The organism is Paenibacillus sp. ATY16, from assembly GCF_003399985.2.
GTDB lineage: Bacteria > Bacillota > Bacilli > Paenibacillales > Paenibacillaceae > Pristimantibacillus > Pristimantibacillus glycanilyticus.
Genome location: NZ_NMOK02000040.1, coordinates 72,522 through 90,760, shown reverse-complemented (window position 1 = coordinate 90,760; position 18,239 = coordinate 72,522). Strand labels below are relative to the sequence as shown.

Genomic DNA, 18,239 nt, shown 5'->3' with positions numbered 1-18,239 from the left:
GGCCAGCCGTAACCAGGTCCCATCTCTGCCGGGGACACTGCCCCTGGCCAGCCGTAACCAGGTCCCATCTCTGCTGGGGACACTGCCGTTGGGCCGTAGCCGTAACCATGCTCTGGGCCGACATTTGCCGGAGATACAAAGCCGTAGCCTTGCGTTGGGCTGACTGCAGCAGGGCTTACATTAGTCGGAGCGGCATTGCTGCCCAGAGCCGCCGGTGCAGCATTATTCCCGGTTGCCGCTGGACTTACATTTTCCGCGCCAAGTACCGGAGACGCATTTTCGGAACCAAATACAGCCGGGGATACGTTACCCATGCCGTAACCGTAGCCAGGACCAGCCGCGATAGGCATCGTTCCGGGAGGGCACCATGGCCCTTCGCTTGCAGGGCTGACATTGGATCCTGGCCAACCGCCATGACCGTAACCAAAGCCGGGGCCAACTTGCAACGGAGATACCATTGGCGCCATATTGCCGTAGCCATGATGGGGCTGGGAAGCCGCTTCTACCGCAGGAATCCCGAATTGCTTGAACAGGTCCACGCTTGGCTGAAGCTTAGGCTCCGGCTTGGATTGCATGATTGGCGACACGTTTGGCTTCATATTAGGTTGAACGTTAGCTTCCATGGCAGGCTTCATATTCGGTTTCATGTTCGGCTTCACGTTTGCCGCTTCTTCAGCATGATTCGCTTTTTTACCCGGCGATTTCTGAATAGGCAGAGCTTTCTTTGCAGGCTGCTCTTTCGCTGCCGGGGCTACTGGAGTAACAATTGGCGCCGTTGGCGTTTTCTCGGTCGGAGCTACCGGGGCTATTGGAGCGGTTGGCGTTTTTTGAACCGGAGCTTGAGCTGCGGGCATCTGGCCTGTTGGCTTCTTGCCAACCCAATTCTGTACGCCATGCATCAGCGACATCGGATGAAGCGGATGATGCGCATTTCCTGTACCTTGCGCGGTTACACCGCCGCCGTTACCCTGTACTTCTGTTGGAGTAGCTGTTTTAGGTATGTTGACAATCTCGCCTGTCAGAAGCACATTCGGGTTCTTAAGCTGCGGATTCGCTTTAATCATGTCTGCCAGGGGCACTCCCCAAGCTTTCGACAGCTTCCAAAGCGTATCCCCTTGTTTCACTACATGTTGATGCATAATGTCCAGTCCTCCTGTTCCGCCGCCAACCTCGTTTGCCGATGGAACCTTCAGCTTCATTCCGACATCCAGCAAATCCGGGTTCGTAATGGAAGGGTTCAGCTTTAAAATGTCTTCAATCGATACATTATGTTTCTGGGCAATGAAATACAATGTATCGCCTTTCTTTACAACATGGATTTTCACTAGCGAAAAACCTCCTGTCACGTTCTTTGTATAACGGCACGGCGAATGCCTGCTATCAATCATTACATCCTATGCAGAACGTAGGCTGGTGTCTCCACCTTCACGCAAAAAAAATAGCGCTGCCCGCAAAAGGGCAACGCTATGGCTCGTCATTTCATTACAAAAGCTGCTCGTAAGTAAAGCTTGGATAGCTGCCGAGAATCCGCACCTGGCATCCAAGCGCTTCGATTTCTTCGAGCGCCGAAGGCAAAAGCACCGAATCCAGCGCCATGTCGATATCGATATAAAAATAATAATTGCCCAGCTTTTTCTTCGTCGGGCGGGACTCGATCTTCGACAGGTTGATCTTCCGCCAGGCAAACGCGGCAAGCACTTGATGCAAGGCACCGGGGTAATCCTCGGGCAGCGTAATCAGGATACTCGTCTTCTGCTTATCGGATTGCCGTGCCCTAAACGGCTCGCTCCCAACCAACAGGAAACGGGTATAGTTATTGTCGTGGTCCGTGATTCCCTGGCTTAGCACATCAAGCCCGTTGTTGCCGGCAGCGGTCATCGTGCCAATCGCCGCCCAGCCTTGGCCGGGATTTTCCTTCACGATTTTGACGCCCTCCGACGTGCTGCCCGCGGTCTCAATCTCCGCATGCGGGAGCTCGCTCCGCAAAAACTGGAGGCATTGCGCAATCGCAACCGGGTGGCTGATTACTTTCTTGATCTTGCTGAAGTCAATCGTGCCTTCTTCTCCGGCTGCTTCGGAGCCGCGTCCGATCAAATTCTGGATCGAAGGATACACCCATTCCGCCTGGATGGGCAGATCCACCTCATGAACCAGCCAGTCCACATGCAGATTAACGGAGCCTTCAATCGTATTCTCGATGGGAACAACGCTATAATCGCTTACACCGTTTACGGTCGACATGAACACGTCCGCAATCAGGCGGTGATGCTTCCAATTCATAGGTTCTCCGGCAAACAGCCGCTTCACTGCTTCATCCGATACGGAGCCGGCCGGAAGTACCGCAATCGTCTTCATCGGACAACCTCTCCTTTGATCCGTTCCATAAGAACTGGAGCAGGGGCTGCCGCATCCTCGACCGTAATAATCGGACCTGCTTCGCCTGGCTTCAGCCACATGGTCTCTGCTTCGATCCCCTCTTGCTTCAATGTGGCAAGCAGGAATTGCTCCAGCTCGGATTTGCTCTTGCTGTCAGCTTCAACAAACGCGATAAGAGTTGGCCCCGCTCCGCTAAGCGCAGCTCCAAGCGCGCCGTAATCGCAGGCCTGCTCCAGAATGGCCGACATGCCGGGAATAAGAGGTGCCCGGTATGGCTGATGCAGACGGTCACGCATCGCATGCCGGATCAGGCCAAGCTCGCCGCTAGCCAGCGCCGCAACAAGAAGGGAGCTGCGTCCGACATTAAATACGGCGTCAGCCATACTGATTTGCGAAGGCAGGGCATGACGGGCTTTTTCCGTTGCCAGCTGGAAAGCCGGGATCGCAACAAGCGTCTCCAGCTTTTCATGCGGCGCAAGTCTTACGTAATCCGCACGTTCCCCGTCCCAGGCGGATACAACAATGCCGCCAAACAAGGATGCTCCGACATTGTCCGGATGTCCCTCCAGCTTGGTCGCAAGCTGGAACAGCTTATGATCCGTCAGAGGACTGCCGATCAGCGCATTTGCCGCAGCCAGCGCGCCAACGATAGCGGAAGCGCTGCTTCCGAGGCCTCTCGCAAGCGGAATGTCGCTGTACATCGCAACATCCAGCTCCGGAACGCTCACGCCCGCTTCATCAAATACGAGCTGGGCTACTTTATATAACAGATTCGATTTATCGGTTGGGATGCCTTGCATTTGATCGCCGTACAGCCGGAAGGTTGTAGTCTCCGCTGCCGACATCTCGATCCACGCATAGAGTGAAAGCGCCATGCCAAGCGTATCAAAGCCAGGACCCAGATTCGCCGTGCTGGCCGGCACTTTCACGATTACTCGACGATTATTCATGACGGATAAAGCTCCTTTGTTTGCTTTTGCAATAAATCCTGCTTAAAGTACGGATGAATTAGCCTTCAACACGGTAAACGCTCTTCACCTTGCGAATAACGTCCAGAGACTCAAACTTCTGCAGAACTTTTTGGATGGCAGCTTTATTCGCATCATGCGTAATCACGATAATTTCGGCATCCGGATTATTCGGATTTGGCTGCTGGAGCACCGATTCGAGGCTTACTTCATACTCGGCGAAAATTTGCGTAATTTGCGCCAGTACGCCCGCGCGGTCATCCACATGCAGGAGCAGGAAATATTTCGAAGAGATCTGCTCGTCGGATTTGAGCTTCTTCTCCTTGTAAGTAAGTACGCCTTGCTTGCCGTTAACGCCAAGCTTCAGGTTTTTCACAACCGCCACAAGGTCGGAAACGATCGAGGTTGCTGTCGGCAGTTCGCCGGCGCCAGGGCCATAGAACATGGTCTCGCCTACCGCTTCGCCATACACGTAAACCGCGTTGTATACGCCGTTAACCGATGCGATCGGATGCGATTTCTTCACCATTGTCGGCTGTACGCTGATGCTGAACTGGTCATCTTGACGCTCGGCGATGCCAAGCAGCTTCACTTCGTAGCCAAGACGCTTCGCGTACAGGATATCCTCTTTCGATACCTTCGACATGCCTTGCACGGACACATCGTCAAGCGCTACCTTCGCGCGGAAGCCAAGCGTTGCGAGAATCGTCATCTTGCGCGCAGCATCCAGACCTTCTACGTCGGAGGTTGGATCCGCTTCAGCATAACCAAGCTCTTGGGCTTCTTTAAGCACATCGCCATAGGAAGCACCCTCAAGGCTCATCTTGGACAAAATGTAGTTCGTCGTCCCGTTCACGATACCCATAATCTTCGTAATCCGGTCGGAAGAGAAGCCCTCCACCAGCGTACGGATAATAGGAATACCTCCGGCAACGCTTGCTTCGTACAGGACGTCGCAGCCGTGCTCCTGCGCTTTTGCCAGAATCTCCGGGCCGTGCAGCGCCATCAGATCCTTATTTGCGGTTACGACATGCTTGCCGCGGGTGAGAGCTTCCATGATGTATTCTTTCGTAGATCCAATGCCGCCCATCACTTCAACGATAACGTCGATATCCGGATTGCTGATAATCTCCCAAGGATCTTCCGTCAGCTTGTTTGCGTCAATCGAAATGCTGCGAACTTTGCTTTTATTTTGCACGAGAATTTTCTCGATAACGATCGGGGAACCGACCTGGCTTTGCAAATCTTCCTGATGTCCTTCAACAATACGCACTACGCCAGTCCCGACTGTACCGAGACCAAGCAAACCTACCTTCACTGGCTTCATACAATTCCCTCCATCTAATCAACCTTGTCCGATAACGGCAGCTTTACGCACGCCTTCCTGGCTGCGAATGACTTCAATCAGCGTTGTTAGTTCCTCATTCAGCTGTGAAATATCTACGGATATAACGACATTGGCCAAACCCTGCAGCGGAATGCTCTGGTTCATCGTCAGCACATTCCCTTCAAGGCTTGCCACAAGAGCCAATACCTTTGATAATACACCGGATCGATGCTCCAAATCCATCGATATCGTCACGATCCGTTCTCTTTCCAGCTCCTGAAGCGCATATACGCCGTCTTTATACTTATAAAAGGCGCTTCGGCTAAGTCCTACTTTCTCTACCGCCTCATGCACCGTGGACGCCTCGCCCCGGTTAAGCATCTCTTTCACCTGGATCGTCTTCGCGATCGCCTCCGGGAGCATATCCTCACGAACGACATAATAACGGTGCGTCACTATTTCGTCCTCCCTACAAAGACAGTTGTTCTTCTATAATGGACATTATATCGGAATATAAGAGATGCGGCAATAGGTAACTGCGATGCTTTTCAACAAAAAAAGACGGCCATTGGCCGTCCTTCCGCATTTTTGCTATATTTCATTAACCATTATAATCGCTGCCCTCGAAGAATTCGAACGTAAAGTCCGCAATCTGAACCGTATCTCCGTCTCTTGCGCCTTCGCGTCGAAGCGCTGCGTCAACGCCCATTTTGCGCATCATTTGCGCAAAACGCATAATCGCGTCGTACGAGTTCATGTTCATGCGCTTCAGATAATTCTCGATTCTCGCGCCCTGCACGACAAAGATCTCGTCTTCGCGGTGAATCGTAAAGCTGTCATCCTCACGCTTCTCGAACGTGAACACTTTGCGTTCCGCGACATCCTTCACTTCTTCTACCGATACTTCTTCCGGAACCGAATCCAGCGTATCCGCCGCTTTGTACAGAAGCTCCTGCACGCCTTGCTTGGTCAGCGACGAGATCGGCACGATCAGATATTCCCGGTCGCCGCGAACCTCGTCCAGCTGCTGCTTGAACAGCTCCAGATTGTCGGCCGCCTCCGGCATATCCATCTTGTTCGCCGCAATGATCTGCGGACGTTCCGACAGCTTCTCGTTGTATTTCACGAGCTCTTCGTTAATTTTGACCCAATCCTCAAACGGATCGCGGCCTTCCGTGCCCGCCATGTCCACGACGTGCACAATAACCCTTGTGCGTTCAACATGCCGCAGGAATTCATGGCCTAGCCCTACGCCTTCATGAGCGCCTTCGATCAAGCCTGGAAGATCGGCCATAACAAAGCTGCGTCCGTCGCCAACGTCTACGACGCCAAGGTTAGGCGTAATCGTTGTGAAATGGTACGCTCCAATCTTGGGCTTGGCACCGGACACAACCGAGAGAAGCGTCGATTTGCCTACGCTCGGGAAGCCCACAAGACCCACGTCCGCCATCACTTTGAGCTCCAGCGTTACCCAGCGCTCTTGTCCTTCTTCGCCGTTCTCGCAAATATCCGGAGCAGGATTGTTAATCGTTGCGAACCGGATGTTGCCGCGGCCGCCGCGCCCGCCGCGCGCAACGACAACTTCTTGCCCGTGGCGCGTCATGTCGGCGATAATTTCCTGCGTATCGTCATCCACAATGACAGTTCCCGGAGGGATGCGGATGATCATGTCGTCCGCGCTGGCGCCATGCATCGATTTTACTTTGCCGCGCTCGCCTGCCGGTCCTTTGAAATGCTTCTGGTAACGGAAGTCCATCAGCGTTCTGAGGCCCTCGTCCACCCGGAAAATAACGTCGCCGCCATTTCCGCCGTCGCCGCCCGCAGGTCCGCCTTCAGGTACGTATTTCTCGCGGCGGTAAGACACGATACCGTTGCCCCCGTTGCCGCCTTTTACAAATATCTTCGCTTTATCGACAAACATGTTTTGCCCCCGTTCAAGCGCGCCATTCCGCTTTTAATACCAATTTCCGCTGCGGATGCTCCACATCGACCGGCAATAAAGACGCGCCTTCCAACTGCTGTTTTATTTTATCCGCAAGCTGTTGCTCGCTGGTTAAGTCGCCCTCGTAATAAAAATCTACAATCAGCATCTCCTCTTCGCGGGAGAGCTGCATAGTAAGCACTGCCGGATCGCCGTATCCCGTCTTCACCGAAAAACGGTAGGCGTTGATCAGATTGATCAAGGCTTCCGCAATAGGCTTACCCCCATCTTCCAGCTCGTTCAGGTAAATGCCTTCGTCCAGCTTCACCTGAAGCTGCATGGCATTGGTGAGGGTACGGAAGGATTGTATATAGCTGATCAGCGACGGAACGCCAAGCTTTGCGATTTGGCTCTCTTCCGTCATTCTAGCCCTTATTTTCTCCACGTATTCCACGGTTTTATCCAGCTTGTTCATCCGTATGTAACCAAACAATACTTGGAGATCGTTCATCCAATCGTGCCGGTGGTGATTCAGCGTCTTTACGCTGGCCGTTTGCAGCATATAGACGGTCCGTGCCAGCCTTTGTTCCTGTTCCTTGCGTTCTGTCCTGATCCAAAATACCGCAGCTGCTATTGTCCATAAGAGAAAAAGTGCAACCAGCCATACCGAAGAAGGCCAAATGAGCGCAGCCGCACCGGGCAGCACAACAGAAGCCGCTGCCGACTGTCTCGCCATTCTAATGCGATCCATCCTGATCGTTCCCACTTTCTGCTTGATTCCTAGCTAAACCAGTATAGCATGCGAATTCGGTAGCCGAAAGATCTAAAACCAAGGTGAAACATCTTCGCTTTCATAATACTCTTTGAATTAAACAAAAACCCCGGCCTGTTCATCAGGCCGGGGCACTTGGTGCTATTAAGCTTCTACTGCTGCGGCTACCGGAGCCAGATCAACAGGGTACACGCTCACTTTTTTGCGATCGCGTCCCAGACGTTCGAACTTCACTACGCCTTCAACCAGTGCGAACAGCGTGTCGTCTTTACCGATACCCACGTTAGTACCTGGGTGAATCTTCGTACCGCGTTGGCGGAACAAGATGCTGCCAGCGGATACGACTTGACCGTCAGCGCGTTTAGCGCCAAGACGTTTCGAATGGCTGTCGCGGCCGTTCTTAGTAGAACCTACACCTTTCTTCGATGCGAAAAGCTGAAGATCTAATTTCAACATGGTGTTTCCCTCCTTCTTTAAAGAAGTTGATCATGAATTACGACGTATTTGCCGTAAGTTTTTGCGATTGTGCCGAGCATAACGACCATCGATTCGAGCAACAGCTGCACTTTGTCGTCAATTTCCTTATCCGGCTGCTCCGGAATGTCCGATGATAGCCAGCCATCCTTCATCTTAGCGGGTAATTCCACTGTCGCCAAAGCCTCGATAGCGTTGACGGTTCCGACCGAAACGGCCGACACCCCGGCGCAGATAATATCCTTGCCGCGGTCTGCATATTTAGCGTGTCCGGAGATCGCGAAAGATACAATCCGTCTGTCAGCGGCTCTACGTTTCACTGTAACGGAAATCATAAGAAAGTCCTCTTACGCTTGGATTTTCTCGATTGTTACTTTAGTGAACGGTTGACGATGACCTTGCTTGCGGCGGTAGTTCTTTTTGGCTTTGTATTTGTAAACGATGATCTTTTGGCCTTTACCTTGTTTCTCGACTTTGCCGGAAACCGTAGCGCCGGAAACAACTGGAGTACCAGTTACGAGACCTTCGCCGTTAGATACTGCCAATACGCGATCAAACGTTACGCTTTCGCCTTCAGTTACGTTCAGTTTTTCGATGTAGATTACATCGCCCTCTTGAACTTTGTATTGCTTGCCGCCAGTTTCGATAATTGCGAACATGAGTTGCACCTCCTTATTGTCGAAGACTCGCCTAATCCAGGTGGCTGCAGCAAAAGCTGCGGCGCTTATACCCGATTGGAGCGGTTCATGCATGTCCACACAGTTATAGGATGAGACATACTAGAACATTCTATCACACTATGCCTAACCAATCAACTATTACCTAGGAATGAATTGAAGATTTCTTTCCCGTTCCTCCGCATGCCGGGCATCGCTCGGTTAATTGCCGCGCGGCATTGTCCCGGGCTTTCCGTCTAGTTAATTCAAGAAGTCCAAGTCTTGTCCAGCCGAACACCGTGCATTTGGTCCGATCCTTTTTCGCCCATTCCGACAGTCTGGACATAACCTTCTCCCGGTTGGACTCATTCTCCATATCAATAAAATCGATAACGATAATGCCGCCTACGTCACGAATCCGAAGCAGCCTTGCGATCTCGTCCGCCGCTTCCATGTTTGTCTTGAAAACCGTGTCCTCAAGTCCTGTAGCTCCAATGTACTTTGCCGTATTTACGTCAATGACGGTTAAGGCCTCCGTCTCATCCCAGACGAGGGATCCGCCGCTTTCCAGACGGATGCGGGACGAAAAAGCCGCCTCAATCTGATCGGTTACCCCAAACCGGTCGAATAAAGAAACCTTTTCCTTCCGGGCTTCAAACAGCTTCAACCGTCCGGCAAGATGCGGAGTCATCTCTTTCAGAAGCGAGACCGCTTCGCTGTAACGGGAAGGATCGTCCAGCCACACCTCATCCATATCGTCCGTCAGCGTATCTCTTACCGCCCGCCGCAGCAGCCCCGCTTCGCGGTGCAGCTCCGCAGGCGCCTTGGCATGTTCGGAGCGCTGCAGCACGCTTGTCCACAGCTGACGCAGCTGATCAACGTCGGCTCCAAGCGATTCCTCGCATTCGCCTTCCGCCGCGGTACGCATAATAATGCCTTCTTCGCCTTGCCTCAGCCGCTCGCCAATCATCCGGATCCGCGATCGTTCGCTTTCGGCCATAATTTTCTTCGATACTCCGACATAACCGGCAATCGGCATATAGACCAGCCAACGGCCAGGCAGCGTAAAATGCGTCGTTACGCGAGCGCCCTTGCTGCCCATCGGTTCCTTCATCACTTGCACAACAAGCTCTTGACCGGGCTTTACCAGCTCCGTAATGGAGGGTTTGTGCTCCGGCTGTTTCTCCAAATGCGGATGCAACAGATCATCTATGTATAGAAACGCGTTTTTTCCCAGACCAATATCTACGAAAGCGGCCTGCATGCCTGGCAGAACATTGACTACTCGTCCCTTGTATACATTACCGACTAATCCGCTGCTCTCCGACTGTTCCATAAAAAAATCGATAAGCCGACCGTCCATCAGCACGGCGGTCTGCAGCAGCTCGCCGTGTCCGTGCATTAACATCCGCTTCATTCCCGAATATCAACCGCCTTACTTTTTGTCATCTACTCTATTCTACACCAAGGCTCCTAAGCGAAAAAGTGGTCTATTTTACCTCTATCGAAAAAGTTCGATAACAGCCCGGTTCGGATCCGGCTCGGTCAAATAGCGGTCAACGATTTCTTTCTCGGGGACAACCTTGACGACTCGGCCTTCCAGTTCCATCAAATAATAGAGATGGTACTGTTCCCGCCATAATAGACGAACAGCGCCAATAATTGGTTGCTTTAAATTTACAATTATTGGTCGAGCCAGCGCGCCACGCGAGATGGCGCGCACGGCAACCTTGTCGCGGTGCATCAGGAAACGGACAAACAAATACGGCATGTTGCGGTAGTACGTCCAATTCGTCATCAGCAGGAACAAGCCAACGACAAGCAGATTAAGCTGGATTCCGGTATCCGGCCGGAATGCGGTGGACAATGCATAGCCAATCATCAGTATGCTAAGCCCAATGCTGATCCGGGAGGTCCATTTCATCATGGAATAATAATTAAAGCCATAGCTGAAGGCAGCCTGCATCAGCTTGCCTCCATCCAGGGGATAAATAGGCAGCAGGTTAAATAAGCCGATCATGAGATTTGCTTGCCACACGTAGGAAGCCCATTCCGGATCCCACAAGCCCAGCTGGCCGCAGCCCCAGGCGGCTAGTCCCATCCATACGTTTTGAAGAGGACCCGCGATGGCGATCAACGCATCCTGCTTGGCCGGGATGCTGCCCGCATCTTCGATCTCCGCAACGCCGCCAAAGGGAAGCAGCTTTACTTCCCGCACCGTCAAATCAAAGCCTCTTGCAACCACGACATGTCCAATTTCATGGACTAGCACAATCAGAAATAAAGTGAAGAGCTCGGCGAAATAGCCGGTCACAACAGAACCAATCATGACAAGCACAAACAGCGGATGAACGGACCAGCGGATGCCCTTCCATTTAATCAATCGGAATCACGCCCACGGGATCGACGTATTGGTTATTTTGCCGCACGGCAAAATAAAGAAGACTTGGCTCCTCGCTTGCCGTTTCTTTCAGCGTCCCGATTCCGTCGCCCGCTTCGACCCAATCATTTTGTTTAACGGTTGCGGCCCCCAGCTTGCCATACACCGAATCGCGGCCGTTCGCATGCTCGATTACAACCGTAACGCCGCTGCCGTTCTCCGCTTCGGATACGACCAGAACTCTGCCCGTCTCGATGGCCGATACCTGCTCCTTGGACGTGCCCGCCAGCTCAACCCCGTTCAGGAGCTCGGCAAAGGTGCGGACGATGGCACCGTCCGGAAGAGGAGACACAACGGGCAATTCCACTGAACCGTTCGCGGATTCCGCTTCTTTCGGATTATGGTTGAATATCGGAATAAAAGACGGCGCGCCGGCAAAAGTCTCCTTATACCACGTAGCGACAGCCGTAAAATCCATTTCATCCGTTAAAGCATTTTTGACGATGGCTTGCCCCTTCTGCGCAAGCGGCGATTCATTGTGAAAAACGCCCCAGATCCCTGCAAACAGAAGGGCTGCTACAATGACCTTCCATTTCAGTTCGCTGCGGAAAAAGGGCCTCTTGCCGCCTCCGTCACCCGACTCGTAGATTGAAGCGAAATCGCCTCCATAGCGGCCGCCTTTTCCGTCTCCGGACTCCCATCCAAGCCACGGATGCGGATTTGTTTTCCACAGCTTCTCCGGGTCAAGCTCGTCCCCGCCGCCCGTATCCATGTGATAGGGTACAGGTAAAAAAGACTTCTCCTCGAACCTTGCGTTCTGCTTCTCCCGGACCGGTCGATTTTTGGCCGGCATCACCTGATGCTTCTGCTCTTGCATACGCTCCTGCTGCTGCCACAGCTTGGCCTGCTTTTCCTGCTGCTCCAGCAGCTGTCTGATTTTCTCCTGTCGCCGCTCTCTTATACCGTCTTTTTTACTCATCGAATAGCCTCCCTCTCGCAAGACAAGCCGGCTGGCATTGGCGCAGCCCACATTTCCTTTCTACATAAATATGTGGCCAAGCTGACAAGTATGCGAGGGCGGCATAATCCAAAATGGCCCGAGCTTTGTCATTCCGCATTCGAATGTTCTTCCGATAGGTGCAATCCGCTTTAGCGAGCTGCTCCATTTCGGCTTAGCCTTAAAAACAAAAAAAAAGACCGAGCAGGTTATGTCTGCTCGGACATGGCGGTTTCTTCACGAGCTGGGCGAAAGGCTTCAGCTCTTTTTGAGTTGCAGGTTAAAGGCAAGGGCGGAGCATCAAATGATTCTGGAGAAACGTAGTGGTCGCTTTTGTGAGGGGATTCCAATCCTATTGGAATTGTTCAAGGAATCCCCGAGCAATGGCGATCGGAAGAACATTTGAGGCGCAGCGCGCGATCAATTAACCTACCCACCGCATACGAAAAAAAGCTGGCCTACTCGGCCAGCTCGTACTTCTCTTGGTGCGCGTTAATACTAAACAAAATACCGATACACAGCATGTTAAGCAGCAGCGAAGTACCGCCGTAGCTGATGAATGGCAGCGTAATACCGGTGATCGGCATAAGCCCAATCATCATGCCGATATTTTGGAAGATCTGAAAAACGTACATGGAGGCGATCCCGATTACGATAAACGCAGCCCGATTATCGTAACATCGGAAAGCGATTAGTATCATCCTATATATCAATAGGAAGTACAGTAATAGCAGGATCGCAGAACCCTGGAAGCCAAACTCCTCCCCGATTACGACAAAAATCGAATCGGAATAAGGATAAGGAATGAACTTCCCGTTAATCATATCGCCCTTTAAATACCCGTCGCCGCTGAGGCCGCCGGAACCGATCGCTATCTTGGCATTTTCCGATTGATGCTTATCATCGGATGAAGCCTGGCTTGGGTCCAGGAACGTGTTGATCCGTTTGTACCAGTGCTCCTTGTGATGGTCCTTCAGATAAGTTTCAATCTCTGAGTTAAACATCGTAAACAACGAGATAGACAATACGACCGCCGCAACAACCGCGGTCAAGCCAACCAGCACGTGGGTATATTTGACGTTGCCAATCCAAAGCATCCCCAAGACGATAACGATATAAATAATCGCGTTGCCAAGGTCAGGCTGGATCATGACGAGCAGGAACGGCAAAAACGCAAAGGCAGCGATGGGAAGCAAGTCCTCGATAAAGGTTAACCGATCCCCCTGTCGGCGGCCCATTATATAGGCAATACCGATAATAATAATAATCTTCATAATCTCGGCAGGCTGAAACAAGAAGCCGCCCGGCAGTTTGAACCAACCGGACGCGCCGTTAATGTTTGCCCCAAAGAAGAAGACCGCGATAAGCAGTGCGACTCCGATACCGTATAAAACGTACCAGCTTTTCAGTAATATGCGATAATCAAAGACGGTAGCCGTTATAGCTACTAAAAAACCGGCTATATAAAAAGCGACTGTTTTCACATCATAGTTGTGATAAAGCGGGTTGTTATGCGTAGCGCTTCTAACCAAAACGGTACTAATGCCCATCAGGCAGACCAAAATGGCTACGATGCCCCAGTCTATCTTTTTCAGCTTGTTTAGCACAAGGCAATCATCCTATTCCAAGAAACTTGCGGAAGCGTTTGAAGGCACCGGCCTTCTCATCGAGCAGCATAAGCGGAACCATATCCCCCAGTATCCGGCGAGCGATATTGCGGTAAGCGATAGCGGCACGCGAAGAGGGATCCATTACCGTTGGTTCTCCGGAATTGGCAGCCTTGATAACCTTCTCGTCATCAGGGACAATCCCAAGCAGATCAACGGCGAGCACTTGGCAAATTTCATCAATATCAAGCATTTCGCCGTTCTTCACCATGTTCTGGCGAATCCGGTTAATAATTATTTTGGATGGAATCTGCTCTTTCTCGAGCAGTCCGATAACACGGTCAGCATCCCGTACCGCGGCATTCTCGGGCGTTGTTACAACAATCGCGCGATCCGCTCCTGCAATCGCATTGCGGAAGCCATGCTCAATGCCTGCCGGACAATCAATGATCACGTAATCGAAATCCTTCTTGAGCTCGAGTACCATATCCCGGACTTGATCCGGCGATACGTCCTGCTTATCCTTGGTTTGGGCAGCAGGCAGCATGTACAGCTCTTCAAAGCGCTTGTCTTTAATCAAAGCCTGATTAAGCCGGCAGCGTCCTTCGGCTACATCAATCAGGTCATAAATAATTCGATTCTCAAGTCCCATTACAACATCCAAATTACGCAATCCGATGTCGGTATCGACCATACAAACCTTTTTGCCAAGCAAAGCAAGTGCCGTACCTAAATTAGCCGAGGTCGTCGTTTTACCGACTCCACCTTTGCCTGATGTTACAACAATCGCCTCTCCCATGCATGAACACCCCTTATACCTTAATCGGATTATTGCGTAAACGGAATAATTGCGTCATTTTGTCAATCTGCATGTTTCCCTCATGCAAATAAGCGAATTCCATGGCTGCATCCCCGGACATCCATTCCTCCGGAGGACGGCTGATGACATCGGCAATTCGAAGCTGGGTTGGACGCATAAGCGAAGCGGCGATAATGACATCCGTTCGGCCGTTTACGCCTGCATGGGCGACACCTCTCAGTGCGCCCATTACGTATATATCTCCGCTGCACAAGATTGTACCGCCCGGATTGACATCCCCAGCTAGCAGCAGGTCACCGTCATGCTCTATCGTTTGGCCGGAACGGATAATTCCCGTTATAACATGAGGGCCGGCGGGAGCCGTATTAGCTCCATCCTGCATCGCAGAGGACGATTCAATCGACTGAACCATTAAATTGCCCTGCGAGCGAATGACCGACTTGATCCGTTCCTTCTCATCCTCGCCAATTAGCCTTGTCCCAAGTTTCACATGCACGTGCACGAGCGGGCCGGTCAGCAGCTGCTGATGCGTTTTCTCAAGCTTATACTGCAGCTCGTCAAGCAAAACCGCAAATTCGCACTTATCGTCGAGAAGGAACACGAGACCTTCCTTGACACCTTTTATCATAATATGCTGCTTCTCGGTCACGTCTGTCCCTCCCCAACGTAATCCATTCTTTTCGCGGAGTGCAAATTCCTGCTTCCTGCCTATAAATTATTCTTCATCCGAATCCGGATTCAGCTTCAAATGGCTCTCGAAAAGACGCCTTGCCGGTACGTAGACCGCCAGCGCAAAGACAAGCTGAAGGAACAGGCTTGGCAAAATATGATCCATCAGCGCCCAGGCATACGTTTCTTTCGTAATCCGGAAAACCATATTTACGAAGTACACGATCGTGTCGTACAAAATAGAGCCGAGGCCAACCACGGACAACGCCGTGAGCAGCGTGCTGCGCCGGCGCTCCAGCAGTACGCCGGTATAGTATCCGATAAGTCCCATGGAAAAGGCGTTAACACCCATTAAATGTCCGAAGTAGACGACATCCTGCAGAAAGCCAAAGCTTATTCCGAAAAATAAAGCCCGGTGCCGACCACTGTACAAGGCTGCGAAAACAACAAAAACGAACATAAAATGAGGAACGATTCTTCCCGTCAGCTCAATCGGAATAAGCCAAGGCATGATAGCGCCCTCTATGATAAATAGGAGCAGCATGACAAGAATAAGCCGGTTGATGCCTTTGTCGCCCATCTTATTCATCTCCCGATTCCGTCGGCTGAACGACGAACACTTCGGTCAGATGATCGAACTTGGCTGCCATTTTAATCGTAGCGGTATGGGTAAGGCCAAAATCGCCGACCTGCCTTGTTTCTACCGTACCGATCACGAGACCGCGAGGGTAAACATTGCCGAGTCCGGATGTAATAACCGTATCGTCAACAATCATTTTATCGTTTTCGGCAATTTTGGTCATAATGAGGCGATCTGTTTCCTTATCATAGCTGCCGACAATGCCAAACGACTCGTTCTCTCTGCCGAGAACCGTTGCCGCAATGGCGTTTGACGTTGGAGAGGTGTCATCCAGTTCCGTAAGCGGAGTTACCGTTGCCGTGTACGGGCGGACATTGCTGACAAGTCCAACAAGCCCGTCAATTGTCGTTACGGCCATATTGGGCTTGATTCCGTTCTTTGAACCAAGGTTTATAACCATCGTATGATTGTATGGATCGTTATCAATTGCAATAACTTGGGCAATCAAATAATTGTATTTGTACATGTTCTTCTGTCGTTCCGTAAAATGCAGCTCTTTCTGCAGCCGCTCGTTCTCCTTCTGGACAAAATTGTAATTAATTTTGTCCCGCGCGTAAGCAGCAGCCGTCAGCTTCAGCTGTTCATTCTCCTCATGCAGCGTCTTGAGCTCGCGAATGTCCTCAAAGAAGCCCGCTACTAATCCAGCGGGCTTGTAGAACCATTGCTGCGCGAATCCAACAGAATCGCCGAGAAATTTCTCGGGCCAAGTCAGCTCCTTGCGGTCGCTTAGCGAGAAACCGATAACCGCAATGAACAGGATTAATCCGATCATAAGCATAAACAACCGCTTATTTCTTAGCAGCTTAAACAGTTTTAATCACCTGCCCGTTCCATATCCTAACCGCTCTGGTTCTCTTATCGTTTCGAGCGGGAAGATCCGCCTTTTTTGAACAAGTGAATGTGGTCAAGCGAACGGCCTGTACCAATAGCTACGCAATCAAGCGGATTATCCGCTACAATGACAGGCATTCCTGTCTCGCGTGCCAGCAGCTTGTCCAGGTTGCGAAGCAATGCTCCGCCGCCAGTAAGCACAATACCGCGGTCCATAATGTCGGCAGACAATTCAGGCGGGCATTTTTCCAGCGTGATTTTCACCGCGTCTACAATCGAGTTCACCGTGTCCATCAGCGCTTCCGTAACTTCTTCCGATGTAATAGGCAGCGTCTTAGGCAGGCCCGTTACGAGGTCGCGGCCGCGGATTTCGATCGATTCGGAAACATCGAACGGAAGCGCCGTACCAATCTCCATCTTCAGCTGCTCGGCTGTTCTTTCGCCAATCATAAGATTATAGAAACGTTTGATATATTGAATAATCGCTTCATCCATTTCGTCCCCTGCTACGCGGATCGAACGGCTTGTAACGATACCGCCCAGCGAAATAACGGCAACTTCCGTTGTACCGCCGCCGATATCGACAACCATGCTGCCTGTTGGCTCCCAAACAGGAAGATCAGCGCCGATTGCGGCTGCAAACGGCTCTTCGATCGTATACGCTTCGCGAGCGCCCGCTTGCTTGGCCGCATCTTCGACAGCGCGTTTCTCTACCGCGGTAATGCCGGACGGTACGCAAACCATAACATTAGGATGCTTAGGAAACAGCGATTTTTGCTTTTGCGCGGAACGAATAAAATATTTGATCATTGTTGCGGTTGTTTCGAAATCGGCGATAACGCCGTCTTTCATCGGACGAACGGCACGAATGTTGCCCGGTGTTCTGCCGATCATTTTTTTCGCTTGTTCGCCAACCGCTTCAATCGTTTTTGTGTCAGTACGCAGAGCTACAACAGACGGCTCTCTTACAACAATACCTTTTCCTTTTACAAATACGAGCGTGTTTGCAGTACCCAAATCAATTCCCAAATCTTTCGAAAAACCACCAAACATGTTAATGCTCCCTTCTAATTGCGACAATCCTACTTATTATATTACATGTAACCATGTTCCTTCAAACTGATAAACCTTCCATCCCCGATGACCAAATGGTCCAGCACTTCAATTCCCATCAGTTCACCAGCCTCCACAAGGCGCTTCGTTAATGTGACGTCCTCCGGGCTTGGCATAGGGTCTCCGCTCGGATGATTATGAACGCAAATAATTGAAGCACTGCCGGCTTTCACGGCCGCTCGAAAAACCTCTCTTGGATGAACAAGAGACGCGTTAAGCGTACCAACCGATAGCGTTTCCCGGGCAATAATATGGTTCTTCGTATTCAGAAACAGGCAGACGAAGTGCTCCTTTTTCAGGTAGCGCATCTCTTCCATCACATAGTTCGCAGCATCCTGCGGTTTACGTACCGTCACAATCTCGCCTTGTCCGCTCCGTACAATACGGCGTCCAAGCTCGATTCCAGCCCGCAGTTGGACCGCTTTTGCCGGTCCGATCCCTTTTATAGCCGTCAGCTCGCTCATGCTCATATCGAGCAAATTGCGCAAGCTTCCGCATTCTTTCAATATCTTACCAGCCAAATGCACAGCCGATTCTTGCTTTGTACCCGTACGCAGCAGAATCGCAAGCAATTCGGTATGGCTAAGCGCTTCGGCCCCATATTGCATCATGCGTTCTCTTGGTCGCTCTTCATGGGGGACATTTCGTAACAGATTGCCTTGCTCCATGTCCGTCCCTGCCTCTTCCA

Annotated in this window: 20 protein-coding genes; all 20 read right to left on the bottom strand. The window is 51.4% G+C overall.

Translation table 11 applies throughout. The annotated features are described in order from the left end of the window. A partial coding sequence (locus CFI03_RS23655; protein WP_248760353.1) for a LysM peptidoglycan-binding domain-containing protein occupies positions 1 to 1,325 on the bottom strand: 1,325 nt, incomplete at its 3' end. Between the two features lie 157 nt (positions 1,326 to 1,482). Further along, entirely contained in the window at positions 1,483 to 2,355 is an 873-nt protein-coding gene (pheA, locus tag CFI03_RS23650) for a prephenate dehydratase (protein ID WP_248760351.1), read from the bottom strand. After that, positions 2,352 to 3,326, bottom strand: a complete 975-nt coding sequence (thrB, locus tag CFI03_RS23645; RefSeq protein ID WP_248760349.1) for a homoserine kinase — start codon at positions 3,324 to 3,326, stop codon at positions 2,352 to 2,354. Before thrB ends, pheA begins: the two co-directional genes overlap by 4 nt. Before the next feature lie 58 nt (positions 3,327 to 3,384). Further along, entirely contained in the window at positions 3,385 to 4,671 is a 1,287-nt protein-coding gene (locus CFI03_RS23640) for a homoserine dehydrogenase (RefSeq protein WP_248760346.1), read from the bottom strand. Between the two features lie 18 nt (positions 4,672 to 4,689). Next, a complete protein-coding gene (locus tag CFI03_RS23635) occupies positions 4,690 to 5,127 on the bottom strand; it encodes an ACT domain-containing protein (protein WP_248760344.1) in 438 nt (145 codons plus the stop codon). Positions 5,128 to 5,272: 145 nt separating this feature from the next. Continuing rightward, positions 5,273 to 6,592, bottom strand: a complete 1,320-nt coding sequence (obgE, locus tag CFI03_RS23630; RefSeq protein ID WP_127494573.1) for a GTPase ObgE — start codon at positions 6,590 to 6,592, stop codon at positions 5,273 to 5,275. Positions 6,593 to 6,605: 13 nt separating this feature from the next. Continuing rightward, a complete protein-coding gene (locus CFI03_RS23625) occupies positions 6,606 to 7,343 on the bottom strand; it encodes a Spo0B domain-containing protein (protein ID WP_248760342.1) in 738 nt (245 codons plus the stop codon). A 165-nt stretch (positions 7,344 to 7,508) separates the two neighbouring features. Then, positions 7,509 to 7,820: a 50S ribosomal protein L27 gene (gene rpmA, locus CFI03_RS23620; protein ID WP_015845972.1), complete on the bottom strand. Its 312-nt coding sequence runs from the start codon at positions 7,818 to 7,820 to the stop codon at positions 7,509 to 7,511. A gap of 17 nt (positions 7,821 to 7,837) precedes the next feature. After that, positions 7,838 to 8,173, bottom strand: a complete 336-nt coding sequence (locus CFI03_RS23615; protein ID WP_127494577.1) for a ribosomal-processing cysteine protease Prp — start codon at positions 8,171 to 8,173, stop codon at positions 7,838 to 7,840. Positions 8,174 to 8,185: 12 nt separating this feature from the next. Beyond that, positions 8,186 to 8,497 (bottom strand): 50S ribosomal protein L21, encoded by a 312-nt coding sequence (rplU, locus tag CFI03_RS23610; protein ID WP_015845974.1) that lies wholly within the window; start codon positions 8,495 to 8,497, stop codon positions 8,186 to 8,188. A 163-nt stretch (positions 8,498 to 8,660) separates the two neighbouring features. Beyond that, positions 8,661 to 9,911 carry an Rne/Rng family ribonuclease gene (locus tag CFI03_RS23605; RefSeq protein ID WP_248760340.1) on the bottom strand — a complete coding sequence of 417 codons (1,251 nt, stop codon included), beginning with the start codon at positions 9,909 to 9,911 and terminating at the stop codon, positions 8,661 to 8,663. A gap of 84 nt (positions 9,912 to 9,995) precedes the next feature. After that, positions 9,996 to 10,877 carry a M50 family metallopeptidase gene (locus CFI03_RS23600; RefSeq protein ID WP_248760338.1) on the bottom strand — a complete coding sequence of 294 codons (882 nt, stop codon included), beginning with the start codon at positions 10,875 to 10,877 and terminating at the stop codon, positions 9,996 to 9,998. Continuing rightward, positions 10,870 to 11,853, bottom strand: coding sequence for a M23 family metallopeptidase (locus tag CFI03_RS23595; RefSeq protein WP_248760337.1), 984 nt, complete (start codon positions 11,851 to 11,853; stop codon positions 10,870 to 10,872). The genes CFI03_RS23600 and CFI03_RS23595 overlap by 8 nt, the downstream gene beginning before the upstream one ends. A 476-nt stretch (positions 11,854 to 12,329) precedes the next feature. Continuing rightward, on the bottom strand, positions 12,330 to 13,478 hold the full coding sequence (locus CFI03_RS23590) for an FtsW/RodA/SpoVE family cell cycle protein (RefSeq protein ID WP_201007625.1): 1,149 nt from the start codon (positions 13,476 to 13,478) through the stop codon (positions 12,330 to 12,332). Between the two features lie 7 nt (positions 13,479 to 13,485). Beyond that, a complete protein-coding gene (gene minD, locus CFI03_RS23585; protein WP_127494587.1) occupies positions 13,486 to 14,277 on the bottom strand; it encodes a septum site-determining protein MinD in 792 nt (263 codons plus the stop codon). Between the two features lie 13 nt (positions 14,278 to 14,290). Beyond that, a complete protein-coding gene (minC, locus tag CFI03_RS23580) occupies positions 14,291 to 14,947 on the bottom strand; it encodes a septum site-determining protein MinC (protein ID WP_248760335.1) in 657 nt (218 codons plus the stop codon). Between the two features lie 66 nt (positions 14,948 to 15,013). Beyond that, entirely contained in the window at positions 15,014 to 15,547 is a 534-nt protein-coding gene (gene mreD / locus CFI03_RS23575; protein ID WP_201007624.1) for a rod shape-determining protein MreD, read from the bottom strand. 1 nt (position 15,548) lies between these two features. Beyond that, positions 15,549 to 16,385 carry a rod shape-determining protein MreC gene (mreC, locus tag CFI03_RS23570; RefSeq protein ID WP_127494592.1) on the bottom strand — a complete coding sequence of 279 codons (837 nt, stop codon included), beginning with the start codon at positions 16,383 to 16,385 and terminating at the stop codon, positions 15,549 to 15,551. 77 nt (positions 16,386 to 16,462) lie between these two features. Beyond that, positions 16,463 to 17,491: a rod shape-determining protein gene (locus CFI03_RS23565; RefSeq protein ID WP_127494594.1), complete on the bottom strand. Its 1,029-nt coding sequence runs from the start codon at positions 17,489 to 17,491 to the stop codon at positions 16,463 to 16,465. Positions 17,492 to 17,532: 41 nt separating this feature from the next. Next, a complete protein-coding gene (gene radC / locus CFI03_RS23560) occupies positions 17,533 to 18,219 on the bottom strand; it encodes a RadC family protein (RefSeq protein ID WP_127494597.1) in 687 nt (228 codons plus the stop codon). Positions 18,220 to 18,239 lie beyond the last annotated feature (20 nt).